This is a genomic window from Paenibacillus sp. 32O-W, assembly GCF_007679495.1.
GTDB classification, from domain to species: Bacteria; Bacillota; Bacilli; order Paenibacillales; family NBRC-103111; genus Paenibacillus_L; species Paenibacillus_L residui.
The window spans coordinates 1-1,377 of record NZ_VEGP01000152.1 but is presented as its reverse complement, the minus strand read 5'-3'; the positions used below and the strand labels follow the sequence as shown (position 1 = coordinate 1,377).

The window sequence follows — 1,377 nt, the reverse complement described above, 5'->3', positions numbered from 1 at the left end:
GGCTCAACATCAAAGTTAGTGCTTGACTTTATGTACCAAATCGTTCACGGTTACATTCGACCAGAAGTCCTTGTACGTAACGTTCCCGGTTCCGGGTGAAGTAATGTCGGCGTTGAAAGGCTTTCATTCGGTTGTTTCTTCCTTCAACCGCCGCATTGGTCCACCGACAGGAGTGATAATTGACGATCTCCGTTCGCCAGTTTCGCATCGTTTTGATGCAGGTGGCTACTGCCGGATGCTGAAAATGTTCCCCTTGTCCCAGCCAGCGGTCAAACCAGATGGCAGCTACTTTGGCGTCCGGTGCACCGTCGTACCATTCCCCAAGCGCTTCTTTCCAGGCATGAACCTGCTGTAAAAGCGACGAATAGCTGAGGATTTCTTGTAACTCCTGCTGCTTTTCAGGGGGCAACGATGCTGCCTGGGGGTTTAGAAGCCGGTGTTTGGCTTTGAGGTTTGCCCGGGCTCTGGCCGACAGCGAACCCTGTACGTCTTTTCGGACCGCCTGAAGGGCATCGATCACGTAACGCGTCACGTGAAACCGGTCCGCGACTCGAAGGGCATCAGGAAAACATTCCTGAATCCAGGCATGGTAATAGGGAGCCAGATCCATCACCACCGCCTTGGGACGAAGCGCCAGAAACTCCGGATGCTTATGCGCATAATCCCGCAATTCTTCCAGTTTGCGTCCGGGCAAAATATCCAGCAACGTCTCGCCTCGGAGGTTATGGATGCCGGTATTGTAGGTATGACCTTTTCGAATCGCAAAATCGTCGATGCCCAGTACGAGATGGCGGCTGCTGGCGGCCTCTTTCCACGCCAATTGCCGAAGCCGTTCACTTTCCACCGACAACCATCGTTGGTGTTTGATCTGCAAGGTGCTGGCCGGCATGCGATGAATCTCCGCACTCTGCTTGACGGTGGAGACCGACGCGGTGTGAATGGCCTGTTGCTCGGACGCGGTACTGTAGCGTTTGCCAGGACCGACAAACGAGTACCGCCAAACAAAACCGGCATGACAACTCTTGCAGAACAGACGAATGGCCGGAGCCAGGAGATAAACGATTTTGCCGAAAGCGTCAGCATGCCGAATTTTCCGGGTTTGGTTGCTGCCTTTGCGAATGACCGAACGATCCGAACGGCAAATGGCGCAAGCCTGCTTGCGTGACTTTGGAACAACCTGAATATGGATCGTTTGCTCATCAATTTCCACAATCTGTTGAACATTTACCTCTGGTAAATTGACTAAAAGATCAGTATACTGGTTGTGCATCTGTCATTCCTCGAGTTGGATTGGTCGCACAACCATCTTATGGAATGTACAGATGTTTTTCAATTTTTGCTCTACATGTTGTCAAGCACTATGTTTGGTATAGAGCC

The 1,377-nt window shown here is 51.7% G+C and carries 1 protein-coding gene; it reads right to left on the bottom strand.

The features are described 5' to 3' along the window. Positions 1-28 precede the first annotated feature (28 nt). On the bottom strand, positions 29-1,270 hold the full coding sequence (locus FS806_RS25200) for an ISL3 family transposase (protein WP_015253098.1): 1,242 nt from the start codon (positions 1,268-1,270) through the stop codon (positions 29-31). Positions 1,271-1,377: the final 107 nt, after the last annotated feature.

Excerpts from the sequence above, each read along its gene's own strand:
- FS806_RS25200 (WP_015253098.1), bottom strand. The coding sequence starts at position 1,270 with ATGCACAACCAGTATACTGATCTTTTAGTCAATTTACCAGAGGTAAAT.